Annotated in this window: 25 protein-coding genes; 15 read left to right on the top strand and 10 right to left on the bottom strand. The window is 35.6% G+C overall.

Features of this window, described 5'->3' with window-relative positions; translation table 11 throughout:
• Position 1: 1 nt before the first annotated feature.
• The 3 genes from AN964_RS23015 to AN964_RS23005 are packed head-to-tail and all read right to left on the bottom strand — an operon-like array spanning position 2 to position 1,904.
• The gene (locus tag AN964_RS23015; RefSeq protein WP_055742141.1) at positions 2-1,249 is read right to left on the bottom strand and encodes a PTS sugar transporter subunit IIC; all 1,248 of its coding nucleotides are present in this window, start codon (positions 1,247-1,249) and stop codon (positions 2-4) included.
• 14 nt (positions 1,250-1,263) lie between these two features.
• The gene (locus AN964_RS23010; RefSeq protein WP_055742140.1) at positions 1,264-1,584 is read right to left on the bottom strand and encodes a PTS lactose/cellobiose transporter subunit IIA; all 321 of its coding nucleotides are present in this window, start codon (positions 1,582-1,584) and stop codon (positions 1,264-1,266) included.
• Positions 1,584-1,904, bottom strand: coding sequence for a PTS sugar transporter subunit IIB (locus tag AN964_RS23005; RefSeq protein ID WP_055742139.1), 321 nt, complete (start codon positions 1,902-1,904; stop codon positions 1,584-1,586). The genes AN964_RS23010 and AN964_RS23005 overlap by 1 nt, the downstream gene beginning before the upstream one ends.
• A 279-nt stretch (positions 1,905-2,183) precedes the next feature.
• On the opposite strand from AN964_RS23005, the gene AN964_RS23000 reads away from it, so the two are divergent.
• From AN964_RS23000 to AN964_RS27385, 4 genes are all read left to right on the top strand, one after another.
• Positions 2,184-3,374, top strand: coding sequence for a macrolide family glycosyltransferase (locus AN964_RS23000; protein WP_055742138.1), 1,191 nt, complete (start codon positions 2,184-2,186; stop codon positions 3,372-3,374).
• A 174-nt stretch (positions 3,375-3,548) separates the two neighbouring features.
• Complete coding sequence (locus tag AN964_RS22995; RefSeq protein ID WP_055742137.1) at positions 3,549-3,989, top strand: Rrf2 family transcriptional regulator; 441 nt, start codon at positions 3,549-3,551, stop codon at positions 3,987-3,989.
• Between the two features lie 59 nt (positions 3,990-4,048).
• Positions 4,049-4,954: an NAD(P)/FAD-dependent oxidoreductase gene (locus AN964_RS22990; protein WP_055742136.1), complete on the top strand. Its 906-nt coding sequence runs from the start codon at positions 4,049-4,051 to the stop codon at positions 4,952-4,954.
• Positions 4,955-4,990: 36 nt separating this feature from the next.
• Positions 4,991-5,113, top strand: a complete 123-nt coding sequence (locus AN964_RS27385; protein ID WP_268888304.1) for a hypothetical protein — start codon at positions 4,991-4,993, stop codon at positions 5,111-5,113.
• A gap of 184 nt (positions 5,114-5,297) precedes the next feature.
• On the opposite strand, the gene gad is transcribed toward AN964_RS27385, so the two are convergent.
• Positions 5,298-6,671, bottom strand: a complete 1,374-nt coding sequence (gene gad, locus AN964_RS22985) for a glutamate decarboxylase (RefSeq protein WP_055742500.1) — start codon at positions 6,669-6,671, stop codon at positions 5,298-5,300.
• 628 nt (positions 6,672-7,299) lie between these two features.
• Between gad and AN964_RS22980 the strand changes: the two genes are divergently transcribed.
• The 5 genes from AN964_RS22980 to AN964_RS22965 all read left to right on the top strand — a co-directional run bounded on the left by AN964_RS22980 (position 7,300) and on the right by AN964_RS22965 (position 10,138).
• The gene (locus AN964_RS22980) at positions 7,300-7,896 is read left to right on the top strand and encodes a hypothetical protein (protein WP_055742135.1); all 597 of its coding nucleotides are present in this window, start codon (positions 7,300-7,302) and stop codon (positions 7,894-7,896) included.
• Positions 7,897-8,202: 306 nt separating this feature from the next.
• On the top strand, positions 8,203-8,346 hold the full coding sequence (locus tag AN964_RS26835; protein ID WP_163258568.1) for a hypothetical protein: 144 nt from the start codon (positions 8,203-8,205) through the stop codon (positions 8,344-8,346).
• A gap of 655 nt (positions 8,347-9,001) precedes the next feature.
• The gene (locus AN964_RS22975; RefSeq protein ID WP_055742134.1) at positions 9,002-9,397 is read left to right on the top strand and encodes a VOC family protein; all 396 of its coding nucleotides are present in this window, start codon (positions 9,002-9,004) and stop codon (positions 9,395-9,397) included.
• A 23-nt stretch (positions 9,398-9,420) separates the two neighbouring features.
• Positions 9,421-9,786, top strand: coding sequence for an MmcQ/YjbR family DNA-binding protein (locus tag AN964_RS22970; protein WP_055742133.1), 366 nt, complete (start codon positions 9,421-9,423; stop codon positions 9,784-9,786).
• A 103-nt stretch (positions 9,787-9,889) separates the two neighbouring features.
• The gene (locus tag AN964_RS22965) at positions 9,890-10,138 is read left to right on the top strand and encodes a DUF6429 family protein (RefSeq protein WP_055742132.1); all 249 of its coding nucleotides are present in this window, start codon (positions 9,890-9,892) and stop codon (positions 10,136-10,138) included.
• A gap of 104 nt (positions 10,139-10,242) precedes the next feature.
• On the opposite strand, the gene AN964_RS26175 is transcribed toward AN964_RS22965, so the two are convergent.
• From AN964_RS26175 to AN964_RS25810, 5 genes are all read right to left on the bottom strand, one after another.
• Positions 10,243-10,386, bottom strand: coding sequence for a DUF4021 domain-containing protein (locus AN964_RS26175; RefSeq protein WP_126648674.1), 144 nt, complete (start codon positions 10,384-10,386; stop codon positions 10,243-10,245).
• 459 nt (positions 10,387-10,845) lie between these two features.
• On the bottom strand, positions 10,846-11,019 hold the full coding sequence (locus AN964_RS25820; RefSeq protein ID WP_083489523.1) for a YjfB family protein: 174 nt from the start codon (positions 11,017-11,019) through the stop codon (positions 10,846-10,848).
• Between the two features lie 661 nt (positions 11,020-11,680).
• Positions 11,681-11,875, bottom strand: coding sequence for a hypothetical protein (locus AN964_RS22960; RefSeq protein ID WP_055742131.1), 195 nt, complete (start codon positions 11,873-11,875; stop codon positions 11,681-11,683).
• 71 nt (positions 11,876-11,946) lie between these two features.
• Positions 11,947-12,066 carry a YjcZ family sporulation protein gene (locus AN964_RS25815; RefSeq protein ID WP_083489522.1) on the bottom strand — a complete coding sequence of 40 codons (120 nt, stop codon included), beginning with the start codon at positions 12,064-12,066 and terminating at the stop codon, positions 11,947-11,949.
• 68 nt (positions 12,067-12,134) lie between these two features.
• On the bottom strand, positions 12,135-12,212 hold the full coding sequence (locus AN964_RS25810) for a YjcZ family sporulation protein (RefSeq protein ID WP_209391946.1): 78 nt from the start codon (positions 12,210-12,212) through the stop codon (positions 12,135-12,137).
• Between the two features lie 852 nt (positions 12,213-13,064).
• Here AN964_RS25810 and AN964_RS22955 point away from each other — a divergent pair.
• From AN964_RS22955 to AN964_RS22945, 3 genes are all read left to right on the top strand, one after another.
• Complete coding sequence (locus AN964_RS22955; protein ID WP_055742130.1) at positions 13,065-13,586, top strand: CbrC family protein; 522 nt, start codon at positions 13,065-13,067, stop codon at positions 13,584-13,586.
• A gap of 306 nt (positions 13,587-13,892) precedes the next feature.
• Entirely contained in the window at positions 13,893-14,399 is a 507-nt protein-coding gene (locus tag AN964_RS22950) for a GNAT family N-acetyltransferase (RefSeq protein ID WP_055742129.1), read from the top strand.
• Positions 14,400-14,777: 378 nt separating this feature from the next.
• Positions 14,778-15,413 carry a hypothetical protein gene (locus tag AN964_RS22945; RefSeq protein WP_055742128.1) on the top strand — a complete coding sequence of 212 codons (636 nt, stop codon included), beginning with the start codon at positions 14,778-14,780 and terminating at the stop codon, positions 15,411-15,413.
• Between the two features lie 436 nt (positions 15,414-15,849).
• On the opposite strand, the gene AN964_RS22940 is transcribed toward AN964_RS22945, so the two are convergent.
• Positions 15,850-16,830 (bottom strand): aldo/keto reductase, encoded by a 981-nt coding sequence (locus AN964_RS22940; protein ID WP_055742127.1) that lies wholly within the window; start codon positions 16,828-16,830, stop codon positions 15,850-15,852.
• A gap of 188 nt (positions 16,831-17,018) precedes the next feature.
• On the opposite strand from AN964_RS22940, the gene sigZ reads away from it, so the two are divergent.
• The 3 genes from sigZ to AN964_RS22925 all read left to right on the top strand — a co-directional run bounded on the left by sigZ (position 17,019) and on the right by AN964_RS22925 (position 19,202).
• Positions 17,019-17,549: an RNA polymerase sigma factor SigZ gene (gene sigZ, locus AN964_RS22935; RefSeq protein WP_055742126.1), complete on the top strand. Its 531-nt coding sequence runs from the start codon at positions 17,019-17,021 to the stop codon at positions 17,547-17,549.
• Between the two features lie 101 nt (positions 17,550-17,650).
• Positions 17,651-17,854, top strand: coding sequence for a hypothetical protein (locus AN964_RS22930; protein WP_235950462.1), 204 nt, complete (start codon positions 17,651-17,653; stop codon positions 17,852-17,854).
• Between the two features lie 907 nt (positions 17,855-18,761).
• On the top strand, positions 18,762-19,202 hold the full coding sequence (locus AN964_RS22925; RefSeq protein ID WP_055742124.1) for a hypothetical protein: 441 nt from the start codon (positions 18,762-18,764) through the stop codon (positions 19,200-19,202).
• Positions 19,203-19,272 lie beyond the last annotated feature (70 nt).

The raw sequence follows: 19,272 nt of genomic DNA, 5'->3' as shown, positions 1-19,272 counted from the left end.
GTTATTCTCCTTCCTCTGCTAATTCTGCATCTTGTTTAACCGCTTGCTTGTCATAAATTTTGAAAAATGGGTAATAGACAATCCATGAAATGACAAATAGTACAATGAAGTAAATCACCCCAGCGATGGATGCAGTAATAATCCAATTTTGGATCGGTGAGGGGATATACCAAAGTTGAAATGGTTGATGCGGAATTGGTACTAATCCAACTTTCATGACAAACCAAGTTAGAATAGGCCCTACCAATCCATTAATCCACATTGGTATCATCAAAATCGGGTTGAATGCGATTGGTGCACCAAACACGATTGGTTCGTTAATATTAAATATGGATGGAATTAGGGATGCTTTTCCTATCATTCTTAACCGTTGTGATTTCGCCATAAATGCTAGCATAATACATAGTGCCAGTGTTGCACCACCGCCACCGATAAGAAATAAAGATGCTGACTCGACCGTAAAAATATTCGTTACTGCTTTTCCTGCTTCAAAGTTTGCTTGGTTTTGTGCAATAGCCGGCAAGGCAATTGCAGTTTCAACTGGATAGATAACCCAACTTGAAATCCCGAAAGTATATAAGAATCCAAAACCAAGGAAGAGAATCAATACAAATCCCCAGAAACTTTGACCGAGATGAATCAATGGTGAAAAGATGGAATTTACAACATTATATAAGTTGATGTGCATTTCAAATGTAAAAATCCAACCAATGAGTAATATCACAATAATTGGAATTAACGTGTTAAACCAAACAGCAACAAAATCCGGAATCGCAGAATCTTCCCCAATAAATTTCCATTTTGAGAAAAGGTTCATCATAAAGCCAACAAACAATCCGGCAATTAAAGCAGCAATCATACCACCGGTACCAAATGTATTTAGGTCAAACTTTATATGGCCATCTGCAGTAATTTGTGGATATACCAATATTAAGAAAAATGCTAAGCCAGCAAGACCTGCTTGTTTGGAAACACCCTTATGGCCTTTATGGTTCATTATTGATTCTGGTATTAAATAAGCTAAAAATAACGAGAATAAACCAAATGAAAAAGTGCTGAGTAAAGAAAAGTCAGGAAAGCCCTTCCAAAAATCTTTAACGATTGACAAAATGGTTGCAAACGAACCGATAAAAATCATTGGCATGGCGGTCAAGATAGCGTCTTGAATGGATGCAACCCAAGCGTTTTTAGCTATCTTATTAACCTTTGGAGCAAAACTATCCGTCATCCAGGACATAAATTTATCCATCATTTTTACCCCCTTTAGATTTTTTTGTAAAGTTTTATAATCTCCCTCATAATGTTCATTTCTGATTTAACGGTCATTAATGTATCTTGAGCATGTCCAAATAATGGCGAATACGGAATCTCAATCCCTTCCGCTTCTTGTTGCAGAGTATTTGTTTGAACTTTATGAGCGATAACGATCTCGTCATCTGCTTTTTTCATTAGCTCATCTGCTTGATTGAAATCTCCATTAGAAGCCTTGTCTACTGCCTGAAAAACATAATCGCGTGCGTTACCAGCATGTAAAATTACATTCATTGAAATTAATGCTAGTTCTTCTTTATTTATTTGTTCCATTATTGATCTCCACCTTGTAAACAATCTTCGGCAACCTTAACTAATCCTTGACCATCTAAAGAACCATATACTTTTTGGGGAATGATACCGTATTTAACACCTGCTTTTTCACATGCGCTTTTTACATCGTCAATCATGTATTTCAAATGCGGTGCAACCAATAGAAGGTCAATGTCATTTAAATGTTCACCGATTTCTGATTCACTTTTTGCTTTAAATTCGATATCTACCCCTAATTTTTTGGTAGCTTTTCGGGCTGCTGCCGCCATAAAACCAGATGATGCTCCTGCTCCACAAACTAATAAAACTTTTTTTGCCATAATGTTTCCCTCCTTGTTATTTGCTTAAATCATAACAACAAAATAAAGCCCTTACATTTATTTTTCTTTCCTAGTACTAGGAAATTAGTCCGTCCTAATTAAAACGGATATTTGTAATAACCGAAATGACTTCGAAACCCAAAATGATTACAATGTTTGAGATTTTCCATATTTGTACTATGATAAAATTAATTCCACCGTTTGAGTTGAACTAGGGAAAGGAATAGTGACCTAACTCATATATAAGTGAGTGAACTTTTTATAAAAGGAGACGTTAAAATGGCACGTGTTTTATTTATTAATGGTGGATCAGAAGGGCATGTGAATCCAACAATTGGAGTTGTGCAAGAGCTTATTTCGCGAGGAGAAGAAGTAGTGTATTTTACTATTGAAGATTTTCGTGAACGTATTGAGGAGACAGGTGCAACCGTAAAAACCTTCGATGTTCAAAAATTTATAAATGCTTTTATTTCAGGAGGCAGAAATAATTTACTGGAAAGAATTAATGGTCTATTACATACGGCTGATATCATGATTCCTAGTGTTCTGGAGCAAATCAAAGGAGAGCATTTTGATTATCTCATCCACGATTCGATGTTTGGCTGCGGTCATTTGATTGCCCAAATCCTTAAGCTTCCGGCAATCAATTCGTGCACTACATTTGCGCAGACCAATGAATCGTTTGATAAAATGTTTGAACAGCTTTCTAAAAAAATCCCTGAAGAAACTTTCGATGAATTTCAAAGACTGACTGGAGTGGTGAAGGAAAAGTTTGGTGTCGAGATTCGTACCCCTTACGAAGTTTATTGTAATCCTGCCCCGCTTACAATTGTTTATACAACGAAGGAATTTCAGCCAAATGGTGAAGCATTCGACCAAACTTACAAATTTGTAGGTCCATCTATTTCTTCGCGATTAACGCAAGAAAACTTCGACCTTACTGCCATCGAGGGAAAAAGCACAATTTATATTTCACTTGGTACTGTCATGAATCAAGCAATTGATTTCTATAAGCTTTGTCTTGATGCATTTGGCAGCACTGATCACACCGTTGTTATGTCGATTGGCGAAAAAACGCAATTTACTGAACTGGGTGATATACCTGAAAATTTTATAGTGAAAAATTATGTTCCACAAACCGAGGTTCTCAAATACTCTAAATTATTTATCACACATGGTGGAATGAACAGTACTCATGAAGGTCTTTATTATGGAGTGCCGCTAATTGTAATCCCACTAAGTGCGGATCAGCCGATTATTGCCGGGCAAGTTGCTAGTATCGGAGCTGGAATAGCATTACAAATGAACAGCCTGTCTGCAAATCAATTGCGTGAAGCCGCAGACTATGTTCTAAACCAGCCGTCTTTCCACGAAGCCGTTACAAATATTAGGGAATCTTTTCAAAAATCGGGTGGGTATCAGAAGGCAGTTGATGAGATATTTAAATTAAAGAATCAGTATCATATCTAAATGAATACATTATCCGGAGGCTGATGAAGTTTATTGATAAAAAGGTGCAATATTAATTAAGTATATTAGAGATACATGTATATGAAATAAAATTGGTGAAAATTAATTAATTGACATATCTATTTCATTAAAGATATTATAGACTCATTAAGTCTTTAATTGGAGGTGAGAAAAATGAAGTATTCCAAAGCAACTAATTATGCCCTTCACACCATTGTTTATTTAGGGCTTTTGCCACCAGGAAAAACAATAGGTGTAAAGCCTTTGGCTGAAGTACAGAAAGTGTCACCAACGTATCTTTCCAAAGTATTAACTACTTTAGTGAAAGCTGGTTTTATTGAATCCGTTACAGGAGTTAATGGAGGATACAAGTTAATTAAAGATGTAAAGGATATTACATTCTTAGAAGTAATACAGGCAATAGAGGGAACAACTTCATTTTTTCATTGTAGTTTAGAAAATAATATACACGATAGACAAAATTGCTTTATTGAAAAAGTAATGAATGAAGCTGAGCAAAAAATGGAGGATTATCTAAGATCTCAAACGATTGAACATGTATTACAAAAGGTAAATGAAAATATGGTAAATCATATCAATTCAATTGCCAATTAATTTTTTTTATATTAATTATAGACTATAAATATCTTTAATATCGATAATGGGGTGAAAAAATGATTTTGGATTGTGCAATTATAGGTGGCGGGCCAGCTGGTCTGAATGCTGCTCTCGTGTTAGGTAGGGCTAGGAGAAATGTTATTCTTTTTGACAATAGTCGTTCAAGAAATGCTGTTACACAGGAGTCGCACGGATTTATTACGAGAGATGGTGTTGATCCAAGTGAGTTCAGAAACTTGGCACATCAAGATATAAGTAAATATCCGTCTGTAAAAATAAAAGACTCTAAAATTCAAGAAGTAAAAAGGGAAAGTCCCTCTCTATTTCAACTAATAACACAAGAAGGGCACTCATACTTAAGTAGGAAAATTTTGATTGCATCTGGACTTAAAGAAAGCTTACCTAATGTAAATAACATTAAGGATTATTATGGGAAAAGCATTTTCAGCTGTCCATATTGCGACGGCTGGGAATTAAGAGAACAACCTTTGGTTATAATCTCTGAAAACCAACATGCCTCACATTTGGCAAAAATGGTGTATCAATGGAGTAAAGACTTAATTGTTTGTACGAATGGGCATAAAATCCTCTCAGAATCAGAGGAGATGTTATTGAAGAAAAAAGGTATTAGGATTATGGAAGAACGAATCGTAAATTTAATTGGTTCAGATGGAAAATTAGAAAAGGTAGTGTTTGAGGACGGAACAGAAGTGAACCGAACTGGTGGTTTTGTTACGACAGATCTTGTGCAACCAAATGAGTTTGCTATTTCACTGGGGTGTAAATTGAATAAAAGTGGCGGGATTATTGTTGACGCCTTAGGCAGAACGAATGTAGAAGGTGTGTATGCTGCTGGAGATACAACTTTAAACGGCCCTTCACAGTTAATAATCTCTGCTGCTGAGGGGTCCCGTGCTGCAATGGGAATAAATTATGAGTTTACAATGGAAGAATTTAAATAATAGCAGTAGTAATGATCAGTTACGAAGAGGTTACACATGGAAAAGGGAAAAATTAGTTCAAAGAAAATGGAACATTTGGAAAGAAAAACAGAGCTTTTAGATAGTCCTAAAAAAAGGGAAATTCTGCTGATGGTCCACCGAGAATTTCCGCATCAATGATGGAACAGGAATTAATAAATGCCGGATTCAGTGTACTGCAAAAATTATTTCCAACAGACTCGTTATACGTTGTTATTGCTAAAAAGGGGCATTAAGGGCTACAGTTATATGTTAATCAACAAATTTAAATCAACAATTTAGAGAAAATAGAACCTTGCGATTGTTCGCATACAGGATCCAAAGTTTAATGGTGAAAAGAAATATCATATCTCAGGTCATGTGGTATCGGCCTATCCAAAGAATCCAGAAATGAGACGGTCTCCATAAGGTTTCTCAAGAATAAATTAGCCAATTCCATGGTGAATCCATTTCGAATCACAACACGCATAATCGTGACATTTTCCATATCCGGTGGTAAAGGATACGCGGGCACTTGCCAGCCAAGTGTTCTCAACCTGCGGGATAAGTCGTAAAGATTCCAGTTTGATGTGTATCCTTCTCTCAGGCGCCATGAAAATACCGGAAGATCCGATCCATCTGCAAATAGTTCAAATGGTCCTATTGTCTGAATGGCCTTGCTAAGGTATTGCGCCACTGATTGAGAGACCTTCTGTACTTCATAGTATCCCGCTTTGCCTAAACGAAGAAAATTGTAATATTGCAAGATGACTTGTGCGCTAGGGCGGGAGAAACTCAGGGCAAATGTTGGCATATTCCCTCCTAAATAGGATACCCGAAAGATGAGATCCTCGGGGAGATCTTCGGCCTCGCGCCATACAATCCATCCAACGCCCGGGTACACTAATCCATATTTATGTCCGGAAACATTGATGGATTTCACCCTGGCCAACTGAAAATCCCATACTAATTCTGGCTGCAGGAATGGAGCTATAAATCCTCCTGAAGCGGCATCCACATGTATTGGAATATCAAGACCTATTCTGATTTGAAGCTCGTCCAAGGCATTCGAAATTGCGGCGACCGGTTCGTAAAGGCCTGTATAAGTAACCCCAAGATTTGTTACTACACCGATTGTGTTTTCGTCTACAGCAGCAAGAACACCCTCGGGATCCATAGTAAGACGATCTGGGGTTATATTCACATAACGTGGTTCAACGTCCCAATAGTTCGCGAATTTTTTCCAAACGACCTGTACAGCGGAACTAAATACGATATTTGGGTGGTCAATTGGTTTTCCCTGTTTCCTGCGCTTGATTTGCCAACGCCGTTTTAATGCAAGGCCACCAAGCATGCACGCTTCCGACGATCCCGTTGTAGAAACCCCTATCGTTTCATGTGGACTTGGCGAATGCCAGAGATCTGCTAAAATTCTTACACACCGCTTCTCTATTTCCGCTGTCCTTGGGTATGCATCCTTATCAATCAAATTTTTATTGAATGATTCTGCATATAAGCGACCTGCGATAGGCTCCATCCAAGTAGTAACAAATGTTGCAAGATTAAGATAGGCATTGCCATCTAGGGCAACTTTATTGTGGACTTTTTTGTATGCCATTTCAGGTAACATGCCTTGGTTAGGCATTTGAAAAAGTGGAACAGACTCTTCACCTTTGCTTGGTGGGTATAGAGTATTTAAAGAAAATTCTCCTGGAGGCATCAATTGTTCACGGCGGCGGGAATACCGATTTAGGCTGCCTCTTTTTGCTGGTTTATACGGATTGTAATAAGAATCATATAATGGATTCCATAAGGTTGCTGGCTGTAAAGACTTACCGGGAGCCAGCTGTGATAGGGGTGAAGGCTGGTAGCTCCTATAAAAATTAGGGAAGCAAGAATATGTTTCGCTCTTTATTGGCAGGTAAGGATCAAAACGGGATAAATAGGGTCGATAGGTTTTATAATGAGTAATCATCAAGATCCTCCTTATTCAACAATTAGTTAATAAGTATGAGAATCCATCTTGATCTAGAAGTTAAAAAATACTGAACTCTTGCCCAAAGAGGGATAAGGGAAATCATATGGAATAATCTCAAAATAGGCTTCATTAACATTCATGAATAAGATTTTTCCATTTAGATGATTCATGTTGATAAAAGTACTGCAGCAAGAATTATTTATATATAAATTTACTAATCTTGATAAGAAACTTATGATAGAAGAAACGAATTAATCAAAGGACGTAGGAATTATTGCCGTTTTAGAATAATTCCGAATAGAAAAGAGAATGTTTTAAATATTTTTGTTTGAAAACTTAACTTTTACAGAAAGAGGAGGTCGAATTGAAGATGTATAAAAGACTATTCTTTATTTTACTTGGTTTAGTATTAATTGCATTGATTTATTTTACGGTAATAAGTCCTGCTACCACTCCAAAAGAAAGATCAAGTACCACTGAAAAAAATAATTCTGCAATTGAAGCAAGTCCTACCAAATATGAAGATAAATTTTGCGCGCAGTTGTCAGGTCAATCGGATGTTCCTGCCAAGATCGATTTTATTGATGTAAAGTCAAACTTAGTTTTTTGTAAGAATGATTTAGGAGTAATGCCCATACTTACCAATAAAGAGTTTACTGATGTAAAGAAAGCCTTTCATGCTTTGAATTTCGCTGAGTTTAAAGAGGAATTAGTGGAAAGAGGATATATTACTTGGCAAGCTGATAATTTTCCGAAAGAGAAATTTTCGATGATAAGCGGATTTGCTACTGACAAAGTAAAGACCATCATCATAAATAGTGAAGATAATATACAGCCAAATAAATTTTTCATTGGTGATAACGTGTGGTTTTGGTATGTTACTTTCCATAAAGATAAAGTAAATATGCCAATAAAAGTAACATCTTATGATGCAAAGGGGCATAATCTTACTGATGTAGATGAATAAACAATGTGAGATAGTTGGCTAAAAGGAATATCCTTTTTATTAGGAGAAATTTGAAAGATTGATAAAGTAATATAAAGAAAAAAGTTGATTATCTTGGATCACCTTTATCAGGTTACTAGTGCGATTGTTCATTAAGAGCAGTCGCATTTTTAATTACGTGGTGGAAAGAAAACAAAATAAACCAAGTTATTCTTAACATTTTTGGAAGGGGTGTGCACTTCTTTTGCTGAAATATTAAAGGAATAAAATGGTGAAATGTAGAAAATGGAACTAGAAGATTTTTACTGATCATTAAAGGAGAACCCTATGAAAATTGACGTACAATTAACAGATAAAAAGGAAGCATATATTATAAAAAACTTATATCCTTTGTATCTATATGATTTATCTGGTCATTATGGAAATCTTCCCAATAAACATGGAATTTACGAAGAAAGTGCTTCTAAATGATTTTTGGAAACATAAGCGGTCTTATCCTTAATTTAGTAACCAGTGATATTTAAAATAAGCGGAGAATTTCCGATTAAGCAAAGCAAATTTACCCATTTTTACGTTTTTCGAGACAATAGTCGGAATTCCTCCGTCTATTTAAGCCATTTTCAGTGCTATTTCCTCATTAAGAGAAATTTCTCCGCTTATTTATCAAACTCGCTTCAGCGTCAGATGAACTGGGCGCTTTAGTGAATAAAAGAAAAGTCAAAAAGGCTTAGAGATTTGCATCTCTAAGCCTTTTTGACTGTGCAATATACTGTGAATTGTGTTGTGAAATTTATGAGGTTTGCGATGGATTTAGGTTGTTTTACCTTTTTGTACCTGACAAGTAAACCCGTTAATGTGTGAACGGGTCGTTTTTTTTCTCAAAACGAAAATGTTAAAGACAAATCATTTTTATTGTGGTATCTTATATATAAGAACAAATGTTCTGTTGAACTTCTAATCACATGCTCTGCTAATCCTTTTCCTCAAATTAGAATTTTGGCAGGTTCAGTTCAATTTATTAGGACTGTATATTTTTCCAAATTCTTTTCGATAATAGAGAGGGATTTAAAAGCGAAAACCAGAATAAATGATGGAACATATTTTATATTCATATTAGGAGGAAATCATGGGAAGATTAGTGCATTTTGAAATTCACGTGGATGATATGGAACGTGCGAAAAAGTTTTATGGAGAGGTTTTCGGCTGGTCCTTTCAAGATTGGAGTGAGTATGCAGGAATGCCTTATTTTGGGGCTGTGACCGGAGATGAAAATGAACTTGGAATCAATGGTGCCTTGATGCAGCGTCAAAGTGCTCCGCCGGAAGCAAACCAAGCTTTAAACGGATATGCTTGTACAATGGAAGTAGAAAATTACGATGAAACAGAGGCCAAAATTATTGAAAATGGCGGTAAGGTTTCCCTTCCTAAATACGCTTTGCCCGGAATGGCGTGGCAAGGATATTATATGGATACCGAAGGAAATATATTCGGGATTCATCAACCTGATAAAAATGCAAAATAAAATGATGATAGGTGAATAAAAACATGGAATCTCAAGACACGGTTGGCATGCTAGAGAATTTACGCAATATCTGTCTTGCACTTCCCGAAGCCGTCGAACATATCGACGGTTTCGGTCACCATACTTTTAAAATCAATGGAAAATCTTTCGTGATTTCCGGTGAAAGCGACAAAGGGTTCCGCTTATCGTTCAAGTCAGATCGGGAAACCCAAGAAATATTGATACAGAAAGATCATTTTTTCAAAGCTCCTTATATAGGGCATCATGGCTGGGTCTCTATTCAAAATCCAAACGAGGAAAACTGGTATGAGTTGAATGATCTCATTCAAGAGGCATATTTGCATGCAGCGCCGAAGCGTTTGGTTAAGAAATGGAAAGAAGAGAGTTAAAAAAAGGATGAAAGGCTGAATGTGCTGCCTTTCTTTTTTTATTTGTAAATTGCTAACTTTTCTAAGCTAAGATAAAACTGATTTTAGAAAGGGTTTTTTAGGAATGGAAGAAAAGATTAAGGAACTTACTCTGTTATTGCTATATTTAACATCATGGAAAGAAAATGACCTTCCCGGTGAGATGAGAAGAAGTTGGAAGGGGTATCCCTTTGAAGTTTTAAATGAACTTACGGATGAGGATATGATTCGCGGGAGTATACGATCTAAATCTGTATATTTGACAGAGGCTGGTATAAAAGAGGCTAAAGAATTAGTGAGAAAGTATGTTGGGAATATAGATCAGGTAATGTAAGTATATTTTTAAGCTTGTCGGTATTTGAATGGGTGTCAATCACATTTTACCTTAATAATTAATTTGCTTACCCCATGGAAGTTAATTTCCGTGGGGTATTTTTATTACTGCCCTTCTGATTCCGGTTCCACCATTCCATATAACCCGTTCATCGCTTGATCCTCAATATCAACATCATTGACAGGATTACTTTGATAACTGTTTACATTTTCATTATTAGTTGCTACTTCCGAATTTTGCTTTTTCATGATATTCACCTCTTCATATAGAATGTCTAATTTGGGGTGAAATATGTAGCCCTGTATGAAAGGAATTCAAAGAATCATCTCGAATTTTACACATTAAATGAGGAGTTGATTCGATGAATTTGGAACAGCGAAAGGCTTGGAACGCAAACCATAAGTTATTGCGGGAAATATATTAAAACCAGATCAATATGCTCAGACGATTGAATTATTTATAACTAATCATGCATTCATTCATCTAACATTGGAAATGGAAGTATCCATTCCCTTGAGGATTTGCTTTTAGAGAATTTGGAGGAAGTTACGTTCAGAAGGTATCCGATAAACGCACCTGATACCAATTCAAGATTTGTTGAATATAGACGAATATCTTTAATGTCGCTGTTGACACATTATCTTAACTTGATTGAGAGTGGAAGAAGAAAAAAATGCATCCTATTTAGAATACATTTTTTCCGGAGCTTATCCTTTTAGGTCGATAGAGTTACCTAAAGTTGGATGTGGAGCTTGAAGCATTTCAATCATTTGGGCTGCATTTTGCTGCGTATTATCCAAAGACATTTTAGTTAAAGCTATGCTTACACTTTGACCGAGTGAAGCTTGGTGCATACTAACTGATAAAGCTGCAATATCCAAGAAACTCACCTCCCTTATTATTATCGGCAAAGTGTTAAAAATCTAAATTACTGAAAATAAGGGAATGACTTGTTCATTTGACTTATTTCCTGGAAGTAAAGTTTACAGAGGCGATAACGTTAGTTTCCCTGGTGTTATTGATAATAAACAAGAAAGAAGGGTTAAAGTCTATACATCTTAAAATCGTGCCGAGACATTGAAAAATATGCTTACATTTGCTGAAAAAGCAAAAATCGAAATATAGATTAATACGCATAACTAAGATTATGAGTCACATTGACCAGGAGAGAGGAAACATAGACTTGAGAAAGGGTTACATTAAACTGGTTCGAGGGAGCGAAAAAACGGTCAAGGCAAATAAAAGATTATATGTAATATAGAAACATGTTCGTTATGGAACAAGAGCGGCAATTTTGTTCAAGAAGGATAGATAGCAATCTATTGTGAACACTAGACCAAAATAGTAAGAAAAGTGCAGAGCAGATCAGGAAGCGCCGCTTTTTATACTTTCTTATCTTTTAAAAAAGGGTAGCTTCATATTCCCTCCTAATTTCTTTAGAAAATAATTTTGTTTTGGTCAACTCCATATCCTACTAGTTTGTGAAAAAAGTGTACTTAAAGTTAGCCCTTCTATTTTTGAGAAGGGCATTTTGAAATTGATTTAAAAAATACGCCTTCTAAATCGAAATGAAAAGACGAAAATAACAGCTGCAAATGGTACAAATCTTCTTCTGAAACCTGAGACCAAAAAGAAACCTCCTGGAGGTGGGTCTCCGCCAATTACTCCCCGAACTACTCTTCCGTCCCGCATCCTTACTTCAACTGGTTCGCCACGGTATCTCATCATAGGATTCATTTTACCACTTCCTTTCTTTTGGATTAATGAAAAGGGCAGAATTATCTGCCCTTTGAAAGATGCTCACTCTTTTATGACCAAAAAGATGTTCCTACAATGATAAGCAGAATAAACAATACAACGATTAGTACGAAGGAACTACCGCCATATGATGTTCCGCCATAACTATAACCGCCTGTTCCACACCACATATATATTCACCTCCATATAATGATTTAGAGTTCAATTTTACATAAGAATGGTTTTACGGTATTAATAATTAGTAACCGCCTCCAACAAAAGAAGTTCCTACTATAATAAGCAGAATGAATAATACTACAATCAAAGCAAATCCCATTCCCATTCCATGTCCATAATCTGACATACTTATCACCTCCTGCATTTAAACTGGATACCATCATCTATCCACTATTAAATTATGAAAATCCAAATTTATACGAAATGGACAAACGTATAAAAAATAGAAAATCCATATTTGTCTAATAGATTTAAATCCTATGAGAAAAAGCGTATGTACATAGACATACGCTTTTTTGGAGGTGCTCTTTATGGTGCCAGTGGAGGATACGGCTAATATAAACTATGTGAAAGTTAATAATCTGTTTGGACGAGTGTATTAGTATTAATAGATTTTTAAAAAATATATCATTGTTCCTAGTGAAAATATACTCATTAATTAGTCCTGTTTTATCTAGATAGGAACTTTACAGGTGTTATATCGACTAAAATTGCGGCTAAATCAACGATTGGTTCAAGTGGAGATGTGCACACTTACTGAAACCAATATAAACAATACTGTTAATAACCAAGCATACTGGATCAAACAATATTAGGAAATAATAAAAAATATCCCTCTCGAAGAATGAGAAGGGCTTTTATATTAAACTACCATGAAAATAAACTACCTCATAAACTTCAAAAAGACATTACTTTAGAGGCCCCCCCTTCACTGTAAAAAAAAGAGGAGCTAGATAATAATAAAGTTTTAAAGTGTCGATTGGATTAAGGTCTCTATATCAGTATTGACATTTCTGACCAATTTTCATTCTCTGTGGTGCAGGACTGTTTTTTGTTCTGCATGGTTGGCTAACGGGGCAGTTTAGTGAAAGAAGGGAAAATTCCTTTAAGTGCAGAATTAATATCTTTTAGAAATAAAGATTTACTGCATTCTATTAATTAGGGAGATTAAATATGGATATACCTTAAATACAATCCCAATGCACTATTCTTGGGTGTAATCATAAAAGAAAAAACAAGTTGCCCTGTATGTAAGAAAGAACGTGAATATATGTATGAGGGTCCTTTTTATGCAGAGGACAATGTTGAGGGAATTTGCCCTTGGTGTATCTTAGATGGTTCGGCTACCAAAAAGTATGATGGTGAATTCCAAGATGTTGATAGTTGTGAAGAGGTAGATAAGCAAGAATACATTGATGAATTAATACATAGAACTCCAGGATATGTGGGATGGCAGCAGGAGTATTGGTTGAGTCATTGTGGAGATTTTTGTGCGATAGTACAATATGTTGGTTGGGAAGAAATTAAACATTTTGAGAATGAATTAGCTGAAGATATTAAAAAAATTTGTACTGAATATGGTCTAACAAAACAAGGATTTCAAAATGGTTTAAAAAATGAAGGAAATCTTCAAGGTTATTTATTTGAGTGCATTTATTGTGGTAAACATCGTTTACTCGTCGATTCTAATTAAAGATGGATACTTTATTTGATATCGTCAATGGCGATCTTTTTTATCCGATTAATATTGTGAAGAAATGTACTTAAACAGCATTAATCGAAGAAGGATTAATGCTGTTTTTGTTGAAGTTATTAAGCTAACGGGGCAGATCTGTTATAGAATGAAATTAATTTTAAGTATGGAAATAATGGAGATAATTTAAGTTTTTTTCGATACTAAAATTGAAACATTTTTTATAAAATTATATTTATTTTTTACTAACAAGTGAAATAAATTGTTTCTCGTGAGAATATCTTGACTTGAAAAGGAGGTTATAAAATGACAAATAGATTCCCGGCAATGAATTTTGAAATAATAACTGAACGGCTTTACTTGAGTATGTGGGAGGAATCAGATGCATCCTGGTATAGGGAACTTGTTGGGGAACGGGGCGTTGCTAAGCCAACTCTTGAAACTGCTCTCAAAAATGTTATCAGTTTACGCGAAAGAGCACTGGAAAGTGGGATAAGTCTACTCACAATCAGACGCAAAGATGAAGGAGATATTATTGGATATTGCGGGTTAATTATCGGTCGTTCTACTATTGAAGAGCCGGAAATTGCTTATGAACTGTTCCAAAGAGTCCACGGAAATGGTTATGCAACTGAAGCCGCATCGGCAATTATAGAAGCTGCTGTCGCCACTGGACGGCGACGTCTGTGGGCTACTGTGGGTTCTTGGAATATTGCTTCCTTTCGAGTTCTTGAAAAGATTGGTTTCATTCGCCACCATAGTACCTGGAAAGAGAATGGAGAAGAAGTTGTTTGGAACATGCGTGATCTTTAGATAACAAAGGTTTCTTTTGTGAATAAACACCATTCGACCATGAAGATTACATATATAGAATACTGAAATCCAAAAGTGAAAGAAGACTGACAGCAGTATGTAATATTAGAAACACTTGAATGAGTTAGCTTTTTTATTTTGTTAGAAATATGCACATTAATTAACAGATGCTTTCCTTAAATAATAAGGGTGGTCTTTTTTTTTGTACAAAAAGTTGTTTTTTTAAATAACCATGAGAACTTTTTCTTATTATATAAACGGTGAGTTTAGTTGAAAAAAAGGGAATTGACTTTTCAAATCGAAACTATGAAGTTGGAGAGATGCTTTGTGCAATTAAATAAATAAGATAGTTATAACAACTATCTTGGAGGAGAATTGATGAAACGATTAATCATGTTATTACTATTAGTTGGTTTGATTGTAGGAGGATTCGTTCTAAATAGCGTGAAGGGAACGCTCACCTTACATGATCCAAAAATGGAGGCTGCCCTACAAACCATCGCCCGCGATAAAGTAAGCGTGCTTCAAACGAACAAACTTGGTGACAAATCAGCGATCGCCTTCTTTAGCGTCAAAAGTGAAAAATACGGAGAGATGTACGGATTTGCATTGCTAGAGAAAAAATGGAACGGGAAGTATCGGATACCGCCCATCACAGAAAAAAACGATTGGATGGTCCAGTGGGGGACAAATAATCTGACCGCAAGTGTCATCGAAACAAAAGATGGTTTAAGTGAAATCCTATACGGAAAACGAATCAATGATTTATACGGGAATGTACCCATTGCAAGCGTCGTGTTACAAGCACAACAATTCTCCGTTACCAAACAAAAACATGTTACATCACACATCAAAACAACCGTTTCCATACCAAAGAACAAAGACGCTTTCTTCATCGCTAAACCAGTCCCAAAAGACCTGTCACTACCATACTACAAAGGCGACAGAGCCAATCAAATCGGTTTGACGTTTAAGTTATTCGATGAAAGCGGTAAAGAAATCAACGTAAGGTAAGAACTGGTTTATTTCTACCTTGTTTGATCACTAAATGGAGGTAGGAAATTTAAAGTGATTTAACTTCTTCAACTAACGGGTGCAAGAGTTTAAGATCCAGCTGCCAATTTGGTGGCTTTTTCTTATTCGACTAACGGGGCAGTTTAGTTGAACAATTGTCAGTAGCTTTTTTTCAACAATCTGGCGCTTTTCTTTAATAAGAAGGCGTCCTTTTAGAAAAACACCTCATAAACTAGCATTTTAGAATAAATAAAAGAATCCATTTTGAAAAAAGATTTATCAAAATGGATTGATCTTTTATAAAAAAGTTTAATCTTTTCAATTAAAGCTAAGGATTGTTGAAAAGTAATAGTCTAACTATTTGCTAAAATCGAATTCTGCATTGAATTTCCCAACTATTGGAGTATAATTCTCTGTAAAGTTCTATCCAAAACGCTTACCAAGCGTATACCTCAGGCGTCTCTCCCCCAGGTCCTGGAAAAATTTCATTCAACTCGCGGAGTAATTCTTCTTCCAAACTAATTTCAACCGCTTTGATGACGTCCCGTAACTGCTCTATCGTTCTCGGTCCAATAATTGGGGCTGTTAAAACTGGATTTGCAAGGACCCACGCTAAAGCGACGTTGGCTTCTTTTTCCCCTAGTTCCTTGCATAAAGCCGAAAATCTCTCAAGCTGCGAACGGTACTTTTTAATTAAATCGGCTCTTTTAACCGTTCGAGTTCCGACATCATCTTTCAAGGCATGACCACCTAGAAGCCCTCCTGCAATGGGGCTCCACGCAACTACACCTAAACCTAGATCTCGTGCAGCCGGTAACACCTCCATCTCAGCTGTTCGCTCTAATAAACTATACTTATGCTGTTCAGTGACAATTCCCATAAAATTCCGTTTCTCAGCTGCAGCCTGTGCCTTTACTAAGTGCCAGCCTGCAAAGTTGCTCGATCCAATATAGTCGACTTTACCTGTTCGAACCTGAGTCTCGAAAGCTTCCCATATCTCATCCCATGGTGTCCGCCGATCTATATGATGCATTTGATACAATTCTACATGATCAGTCTGTAACCGTTGAAGTGACCCTTCTAGATGGCGTCTGATTTTGTAAAGTGACAAACCTCTCACATCGTTTGGTCCATCATTTCGATCAGAAATTGGCTCGTAAACTTTAGTTGCTAAAACGATTTTCTCTCTGCGTTGTCCCCCTTGCGAAAACCATTTTCCAATTATGCTCTCTGTCACTCCTGCATTCTCTCCCCAGCCATAGATGTTGGCAGTATCGAAAAAATTAATTCCTGCATCGAGAGCTTCATCCATAATACGGAACGCGGTCTTTTCATCTGTATCAACTCCAAAATTCATCGTACCCAAACACAAACGGCTAACCCGCAATCCAGTTCTTCCTAAAAAGGTATATTCCAAAATAAACTCCTCCATTTTTGTTTTAGTAACAGATGCAAATATAGTTGATTATCTTACTTAACATTTTGTCTTTTACTTACGAAAACAAATTGTTCAACTATCTTCTAACTTTCTGTTACTATAAAAAGGACGAAATAAACTTAAAATGGACGCAAAATTATAAAAAAATTAAGAGGAGAATATCTCAAATGGATGTAGAGTATCTTTGGGATAAATTTCACCAACCATTAAAAAAATTTATATCGATTAGAGTTCATGATCAATCTATAGTTGATGATATAATACAGGACGTATTTATGAAAATACAAGTTCATCTCCCAAATCTAATTGATGAACAAAAAATTCATGGTTGGATTTATCAGATTACCCGAAATACCATTATTGATTTTTATCGAAAAGAAAAATCAAATGAAAAATTTCTTAATCATATTCATTTCTACGACGATACCGCCGAGGAAAATTTTACAAAAGAAGCAGCTGCGTGTATTCAGTCAACTATTAAAAGATTACCGGGAATGTATCGCGAAGCTCTCGAACTCACTGAAATCCAAGGGTTGTCACAAAAGGAATTATGCGAAAAACTAGGCATATCTTATTCAGGAGCAAAATCAAGGGTTCAACGTGGTCGCGAAAAATTAAAACAACTGCTGGTTGGGTGCTGTCATATTGAATCAGATCGTTATGGAAATATCATCAACTTTCGTGTTTTAAAAAAATAATTGCAAAGTTCGTTACTATATGTAAAAGAAACGGTTTAACTTTTTATAAACGATTCTTCTTTTTTTCAAAACGGTACATCTTTATCTCAGATGTACATTTTATGGATTATGATATTAAAAGAAATGTTTACGGTAACAAGCCTAATGAAATTGTCTTCGGTGGTAGAAGAGGACTTGATGAGTGGGGCTATGATGAGATACTTCCGTTGAGTAGAAGGAAATTACAACATGAATTTCTTTTACATTCACAAACGAAAATACTTATTCATTACTCGGATATAAATATTAGAAAAATAAAAGCTTAGAAAATAAGATGTTCTTCTTCAACTATAGGGTGCTTTAGTTCAATAAGAAATAATCAAACTTTATTATAAACAATTTATATTTAATCAAATGGAAAACCGTCATTTTGCACAATCTTTTTTCGAAATAACGGTTTTCTATTTGTTGTTGTACATGGGGATGTATAAGTGCTGTGGGCATAGCAATAGTAAGTAACGGTACTCCTCTTACTAAATTATTAACTTCTATTAATCGTCGAACAATAATTTCAAAAGCAAAGGAGGAATTTATTGGAGTTTATTGAAATTGTTATTTTGCGGAACAGTTGAAAAATTTATTTATAGGAGTGGAGAAAAGGTGGAAGGATTGCAGTTGAGCCATTTACAGGTAAACACGGCAAATGGGAGTTTAAAAATACCTGTATAAAAGATCTTGATGGATACAATATCGTATTAGGTTCAATGCGAGAAATTCAGCAGTAATCTTAAATTTGTTTGCACATATCTAATAGGAAATCATTTATCTTGTTCGACTTAGGGTGCATTTGCGGCCGAGCTTAGATCGTATCATATAACGGGTGGGATTTCCGTCGAGTAGAACTGGTCATTCGCTCGTAGCGAGTCTTGGAGGGCTAAAGGTCACTTTAGTCCTTTAAGCGTAGACAGTTAGGTGATGGGCCGAAAGCAAAATGGTTGAAGGGATTGAGCTCCATATTGTTAGTAAACCGATACGGATGATGCTTTAAGCGCAGCAAAAAGCTACAAAAATGCTAACAATAGCAGAATTAGCAAAATCTGAACCTAAAGGATAGTGGAAAAAGATTTGATCTAATCTAAAAGAGAATTGGATATTTATGTTATATATAGAGTATTAGAATTATATAATTAGGGGGATGTATTCCTTAAATATTTGATAAAAGGAGGTTTTATTATGCTTCACAAGTGGTCAAAATGGGGCTTGAAATTATTATGGGTTGTAGGTTTATTTGGATTAATACTCATCGTTTACCATTTTGAACTGACAATAAAACAAACCGTTGATGAAACTTATAATGTATTGCCTCTAGTTTGGTTTGATTCCATTGTACCCTTTTTATTTGGAGTTTACATTTCTCTACTTTTCGTAAAAGAATGGTCTTTTAAAATCAATAAATCATTATTACTTTGCATCACTCTTCCTTGTTTAATTATTTCATTTTTTATTCCAATCGTATTTACCTTGGTTTCTAATACGACTTTCTCTTCTTACTTTAGTAATGAACCACTCCCGTTTTGGCTGTTTAAATTAAATTCCTCCAGAATCACCCCAATTGTGGCTAGTTTGACCTTAATCGTGGGTTTGTTCCAGAATACTCAACCATCAAAAAATTAATACTGATTTAAACTTACGGTGATTTCATAAAAAAACGAAGAATAAATGAAGAATGGCTCGAATCCAAAAC

This window comes from Heyndrickxia shackletonii, from assembly GCF_001420715.1.
GTDB lineage: Bacteria > Bacillota > Bacilli > Bacillales > Bacillaceae_C > Margalitia > Margalitia shackletonii.
This window is presented reverse-complemented; position numbering and strand designations above follow the sequence as displayed.

What these genes read in the sequence shown, in the direction of transcription:
- AN964_RS23000 (WP_055742138.1), top strand. Translation starts at nt 2,184, where the DNA reads ATGGCACGTGTTTTATTTATTAATGGTGGATCAGAAGGGCATGTGAAT.
- AN964_RS22995 (WP_055742137.1), top strand. Translation starts at nt 3,549, where the DNA reads ATGAAGTATTCCAAAGCAACTAATTATGCCCTTCACACCATTGTTTAT.
- AN964_RS22950 (WP_055742129.1), top strand. Translation starts at nt 13,893, where the DNA reads ATGACAAATAGATTCCCGGCAATGAATTTTGAAATAATAACTGAACGG.
- AN964_RS23005 (WP_055742139.1), bottom strand. Translation starts at nt 1,904, where the DNA reads ATGGCAAAAAAAGTTTTATTAGTTTGTGGAGCAGGAGCATCATCTGGT.
- AN964_RS25815 (WP_083489522.1), bottom strand. Translation starts at nt 12,066, where the DNA reads ATGTGGTGTGGAACAGGCGGTTATAGTTATGGCGGAACATCATATGGC.
- AN964_RS22930 (WP_235950462.1), top strand. Translation starts at nt 17,651, where the DNA reads ATGGATTATGATATTAAAAGAAATGTTTACGGTAACAAGCCTAATGAA.
- AN964_RS23010 (WP_055742140.1), bottom strand. Translation starts at nt 1,584, where the DNA reads ATGGAACAAATAAATAAAGAAGAACTAGCATTAATTTCAATGAATGTA.
- AN964_RS22990 (WP_055742136.1), top strand. Translation starts at nt 4,049, where the DNA reads ATGATTTTGGATTGTGCAATTATAGGTGGCGGGCCAGCTGGTCTGAAT.
- AN964_RS22925 (WP_055742124.1), top strand. Translation starts at nt 18,762, where the DNA reads ATGCTTCACAAGTGGTCAAAATGGGGCTTGAAATTATTATGGGTTGTA.
- AN964_RS22975 (WP_055742134.1), top strand. Translation starts at nt 9,002, where the DNA reads ATGGGAAGATTAGTGCATTTTGAAATTCACGTGGATGATATGGAACGT.
- AN964_RS27385 (WP_268888304.1), top strand. Translation starts at nt 4,991, where the DNA reads ATGGAAAAGGGAAAAATTAGTTCAAAGAAAATGGAACATTTGGAAAGA.
- AN964_RS22980 (WP_055742135.1), top strand. Translation starts at nt 7,300, where the DNA reads ATGTATAAAAGACTATTCTTTATTTTACTTGGTTTAGTATTAATTGCA.
- AN964_RS22960 (WP_055742131.1), bottom strand. Translation starts at nt 11,875, where the DNA reads ATGAATCCTATGATGAGATACCGTGGCGAACCAGTTGAAGTAAGGATG.
- AN964_RS22965 (WP_055742132.1), top strand. Translation starts at nt 9,890, where the DNA reads ATGGAAGAAAAGATTAAGGAACTTACTCTGTTATTGCTATATTTAACA.
- gad (WP_055742500.1), bottom strand. Translation starts at nt 6,671, where the DNA reads ATGCCTCCAGGAGAATTTTCTTTAAATACTCTATACCCACCAAGCAAA.
- AN964_RS22970 (WP_055742133.1), top strand. Translation starts at nt 9,421, where the DNA reads ATGGAATCTCAAGACACGGTTGGCATGCTAGAGAATTTACGCAATATC.
- AN964_RS23015 (WP_055742141.1), bottom strand. Translation starts at nt 1,249, where the DNA reads ATGGATAAATTTATGTCCTGGATGACGGATAGTTTTGCTCCAAAGGTT.
- AN964_RS26835 (WP_163258568.1), top strand. Translation starts at nt 8,203, where the DNA reads ATGAAAATTGACGTACAATTAACAGATAAAAAGGAAGCATATATTATA.
- AN964_RS26175 (WP_126648674.1), bottom strand. Translation starts at nt 10,386, where the DNA reads ATGAAAAAGCAAAATTCGGAAGTAGCAACTAATAATGAAAATGTAAAC.
- AN964_RS22945 (WP_055742128.1), top strand. Translation starts at nt 14,778, where the DNA reads ATGAAACGATTAATCATGTTATTACTATTAGTTGGTTTGATTGTAGGA.
- AN964_RS25810 (WP_209391946.1), bottom strand. Translation starts at nt 12,212, where the DNA reads ATGGGATTTGCTTTGATTGTAGTATTATTCATTCTGCTTATTATAGTA.
- sigZ (WP_055742126.1), top strand. Translation starts at nt 17,019, where the DNA reads ATGGATGTAGAGTATCTTTGGGATAAATTTCACCAACCATTAAAAAAA.